General features: G+C 51.7%; 6 protein-coding genes. 5 read left to right on the forward strand and 1 reads right to left on the reverse strand.

Annotation, left to right across the window (positions count from 1 at the left end):
• A partial coding sequence (locus tag ACP5D4_RS05985; RefSeq protein ID WP_428010722.1) for a fumarylacetoacetate hydrolase family protein occupies positions 1 to 695 on the reverse strand: 695 nt, incomplete at its 3' end.
• A gap of 186 nt (positions 696 to 881) precedes the next feature.
• Here ACP5D4_RS05985 and rpsP point away from each other — a divergent pair.
• The 5 genes from rpsP to ACP5D4_RS06010 form a co-directional block, all read left to right on the forward strand.
• Positions 882 to 1145 carry a 30S ribosomal protein S16 gene (gene rpsP, locus ACP5D4_RS05990; protein WP_017658664.1) on the forward strand — a complete coding sequence of 88 codons (264 nt, stop codon included), beginning with the start codon at positions 882 to 884 and terminating at the stop codon, positions 1143 to 1145.
• Positions 1108 to 1494 (forward strand): KH domain-containing protein, encoded by a 387-nt coding sequence (locus ACP5D4_RS05995; RefSeq protein ID WP_428010723.1) that lies wholly within the window; start codon positions 1108 to 1110, stop codon positions 1492 to 1494. The genes rpsP and ACP5D4_RS05995 overlap by 38 nt, the downstream gene beginning before the upstream one ends.
• 126 nt (positions 1495 to 1620) lie before the next feature.
• Complete coding sequence (locus ACP5D4_RS06000; RefSeq protein ID WP_428010724.1) at positions 1621 to 2595, forward strand: PhoH family protein; 975 nt, start codon at positions 1621 to 1623, stop codon at positions 2593 to 2595.
• Between the two features lie 293 nt (positions 2596 to 2888).
• Complete coding sequence (locus tag ACP5D4_RS06005; RefSeq protein WP_428010725.1) at positions 2889 to 3686, forward strand: TlyA family RNA methyltransferase; 798 nt, start codon at positions 2889 to 2891, stop codon at positions 3684 to 3686.
• Between the two features lie 180 nt (positions 3687 to 3866).
• On the forward strand, positions 3867 to 4542 hold a 676-nt coding region (locus ACP5D4_RS06010), incomplete at its 3' end, for a Uma2 family endonuclease (RefSeq protein ID WP_428010726.1).

Raw genomic sequence — 4542 nt, forward strand, 5'->3', positions numbered from 1 at the left:
CCAAATCGCGAGGTTTGGGAATCACCGCCCTTCCAGGGCGGTGAGGATGTCAAGATTTGGGAAATATAAGAGACGAGAACCTCTGGCGGAAACACCATCCGATCGATCGGTGAAGACTGTCGGGGGTCTTTTTCGTCGTTGACAAAGGTTTGAATTTTCGCGCCGGGATTGATTTCCCGCACCGTCCAGGGACCGAGGGGACAAAAGGTATTAAATCCCTTCGCCCGCGTCCACAGACGGTCTTTTCGCTGTAAATCCCTCGCCGTCACGTCGTTGGCGATGGTGTAGCCCCAAATCTTCGAGGCGGCTTCCTCCGTCGAACAGTCTTCGCAGGGGGCGCCGATAACTAAGGCCAGTTCCCCTTCGTAATCCACCTGTTGCGATTGCGTCGGATAGACGATGGCTTCGTTGTTTCCGACGAGACTGGTGGGGGCTTTGAGGAACAGTAACGGTTCCTGGGGAACGTCCGACCCCATTTCTTGAGCGTGTTTTCGATAGTTTTTACCCACGGCGACGATTTTCGACGGCGCACAGGGGGCGAGAAGTTGGTACTTTTCCGCCGCCAGTTCGCGATCGGTGGGTTGACCGTTCAACCACGGAGGCGCGTCGAATACCTGCACCGCGTGATTGAGTTGAAGCAAGCCGTAATAAATGCGTCCTTGGGCAGTTCGGACTCGGACGTATCGCTGTGCCATACCAATGGGTGAGCGTTTAAGGCTAAATTATACCCCCTCTGTCGATCGGCGAACGATCGACCTCAATTCCAGCCGATTCCACCCTGACGCTGAACCCGAGACAAACCGCAATTCGACCCTTTCAGGACTGGGGGCGGAGATGGTAAAATAAGGGCTTGACTCAAAATTTCAGTACTTCCATCTGCAATGGCAATCAAAATCCGACTCAAACGGTTTGGTAAAAAACGAGAAGTTAGCTATCGGATCGTGGCGATGAAAAGCAGCGCCCGCCGCGACGGTCGCCCCATCGAAGAACTCGGTTTTTACAACCCGAGAACCGACGAAACTCGCTTAGACGTTCCGGCGATCGTCAAGCGCCTGCAACAAGGCGCCCAACCGACCGATACGGTTCGGCACATCCTGCAAAAAGCCAATGTCTTCGAGCAAGTCAAGCCCACCAGCAACGCCTAAAACTCCCGATTATGGGGGATTAGTCCGTTTTTTAGTCGAGCCGTTTCTCGAATCTCCAGCATCGCTGAGCGTCGATTGCGAGTACGGTTCGACTAAACCTCAAGTTTGGGTGCGCGTCGCCTTCGACGAGAGCGATCGCGCCCGCGTGTTCGGTCGAGGCGGACGGAACATCGACGCGATTCGCCATAGCCTAAAGGCGATGGCTCAAACGGCCGGTCACTCGCTCGTTTTGGATGTATTCGGTGGGGTCGAAGCCCATCGGGAACACCATTCCCCCAAACCTCGAAACGGGCGTTCGTCCGATCGCAGTTCGCGATCGCCCCGACGCCGCCCGCGATCGAATCGCTAAATCGAATCGCTAAAAACAGAGGTGTGAAGCGTGAAGCGTACTGATTTCCTCACTCTTCACTCTTCACTTTTACCTCTATCTCTCCATTTTTTTAAATTCTTCTGAAGTTCTTCTGAATCACAATGCATGACTGACCGGCTTACCATCGATCTGTTCGATCCCGAAAACGCCCTCGCTTTAGCGGGACAGCAAGAAATCAACCTGAAAACCCTCTCCCGTAAAACCGGGGCGAATCTCGTGCTGAGAGGTCAAGAGTTGATGTTGTCGGGAACCGCGACCCAGGTCGAACGCTGCAAGAACCTGGTGGGGTTACTCGGTCCGCTGTGGAAAGTGGGAAAACCGATCGCGGATGTGGATATCGCCACGGCGATGCACGCTCTCGATACGGGACGCCAAGGAGAGTTAAAAGACTTACGGGACGACATCATCACGCGCACCCGTCGCGGCGACGAAATTCGCGCGAAAACCTTCCGCCAGCGTCAGTATGTCAAAGCGGTTCGCACCCACGATTTAACCTTTTGCATCGGTCCGGCGGGGACGGGAAAAACCTATTTGGCGGCGATGTTGGCGGTGCAAGCCCTCCTCGATAAGCAATACGAACGGTTGATTCTGACTCGTCCGGCGGTGGAAGCGGGGGAACGGTTGGGCTTTTTACCGGGAGATTTACAGCAGAAAGTCAGTCCGTTTTTGCGACCGCTGTACGATGCGCTTTACGAACTCATCGATGCGGAAAAAATTCCCGATTTGATGGAACGGGGAATCGTGGAAGTTGCGCCGATTGCTTATATGCGCGGACGCACGTTAAATAATGCTTTTGTGATTCTCGACGAGGCGCAAAATACTTCTTCGGCGCAGATGAAAATGGTGTTGACGCGGTTGGGATTCAATTCGCGCATGGTGGTGACGGGTGATGTTACTCAAACGGATTTACCGTCTCATCAAATGTCGGGGTTGAAGGTGGCGGAACGGATTTTGAAAAACGTCGAAGGTATCGCGTTTTGTCATTTGACTTCGGCGGATGTGGTGCGCCATTCGTTGGTTCAAAAAATTGTGACGGCTTACGAGAAACACGAAAAAAATTCGCCGTCTGAGAGCGGTTAAATCGCGGTATGGAATGGGTTGATACTGTTGCGAAAATCTTGAAAACGACTTTCAAAAAATTATGGGTCTGTTGGAATTGCGGTGTAATTCGATCGCTTATAATACCCAGACCCTTGTAGGGGCGAACGGCGGTTCGCCCCTACTGTTCGCCCCGACGCCAGCGGTTTCGGAATTTCATAAACTCTGCTTATCAACTTAACTCCAACAGACCCAAAATTATAAGAGAAACTCCAAGAAAACCCAACGGTTTGTCAAGGAATTTTCAAAAAAATTAACTTAAGAAATATTAAAAAATGCCCAAAAAACGCCTCGATAGCCTTCTGGTCGATCGCAACCTTTGTCCGTCTCGCCAACTGGCGCAACGTTGGATTCGCGCGGGAGAAGTGCGCGTCAACCAGCATCCCATCGACAAACCGGGAACCCAGGTGTCAGAAGACGCGGAAATTACCGTGAAGGCGCGATCGAAATTCGTCTCGCGGGGGGGAGAGAAGTTAGAGTGTGCGTTACAGGTGTTTCCGGTGGAAGTGCGCGATCGCATTTGTCTCGATGGCGGAATTTCCACCGGAGGCTTTACCGATTGTCTGTTACAAGCCGGGGCGAAACGGGTTTACGGCGTCGATGTGGGATACGGACAAGTAGATTGGAAACTCCGCAACGACGATCGCGTAATCTTAAAAGAACGCACCAACTTACGCTATTTAACCCCCGATAAACTCTATCAAAACGACGATCCGCATCCCGATTTAGGCGTCGTAGACGTTTCCTTTATTTCCCTGGCGAAAGTATTTCCCGCGATGTGGAATTTGATGGTATCGCCGAGGGAAGCGATCGTGTTGGTGAAACCTCAGTTTGAAGTGGGTCGATCGAAAGTGGGTAAAAAAGGCGTCGTGCGCGATCCCAAAGCCAGGGCGGAGGCGATCGCACAGGTTCGAGATGCAGCCAGAAGTTTGGGATGGATCGATCGGGGTTTAACCCAGTCTACCGTTCGCGGGCCGGCCGGAAACATCGAATATTTAATGTTGTTGAGCGAAGAGGGAACGCCACAGTTAACCGACGAGTTAATCTTCAACATCGCCAAAGAAGAAAAATAATCAATTTTTTTAACTCAAATCCTCTGTGTCCTCTGTGTATCTGTGGTGATTTAAAACCTGGCTACTTTGAGTATTTTTAAATAAAAAACTTTGATTTCTTGGGTTTCACTTTCACTAGACCCAACCGACAGCATCGATATTTTTTAGATATCATAGAAACGGCGAGTTAGAAACAAGGTGATGGTTGCACCTTTCAAATCCCGAATAAAGTCGCCAATCGTTTACCCCGAAAGCGACGGCCGCCCGATGGCAGACAATACCCGACAATTTCGCTGGATTACCACAATTCACGGAAATCTCGAGTGGCAATACGCTGACGATCCCAAGGTTTTCATCGCGGGCGATTTGTTGTGGTATCCCGTCGAAGGTCAGCCGAAAATCCGTCAAGCCCCGGACGTGATGGTGGTATTTGGACGACCAAAGGGCGATCGCGGTTCTTATTTGCAATGGCGGGAAGACAACATCGCGCCACAAGTGGTTTTCGAGATTCGATCGCCGGGAAACCGCCAAACGGAGATGGATAAAAAACTGCTTTTTTACGATCGATACGGCGTTGAAGAATACTATCTCTACGACCCCGATCGTAACGATTTAAGCGGTTGGCTGCGGGATGAAGCTCAAGGCGACAATTCTCACTTAAACGTCATCGAAACCCTCGACAATTGGGTGAGTCCCCGGTTGCAAATCCGTTTCGAGTTAACCGACAACGACCTCAAACTCTATCGCGCCAACGGCGAAGCGTTCCTCACCTATAACCAACTTCAACAGCAAGCGGAAACGGAACGCCAGCGGGCAGAAAACGAACGCCAGCGGGCAGAAAACGAACGCCAGCGGGCAGAAAACGAACGCCAGCGGG

Source organism: Baaleninema sp., from assembly GCF_049974805.1.
Lineage (GTDB): Bacteria > Cyanobacteriota > Cyanobacteriia > Cyanobacteriales > Geitlerinemataceae > Baaleninema.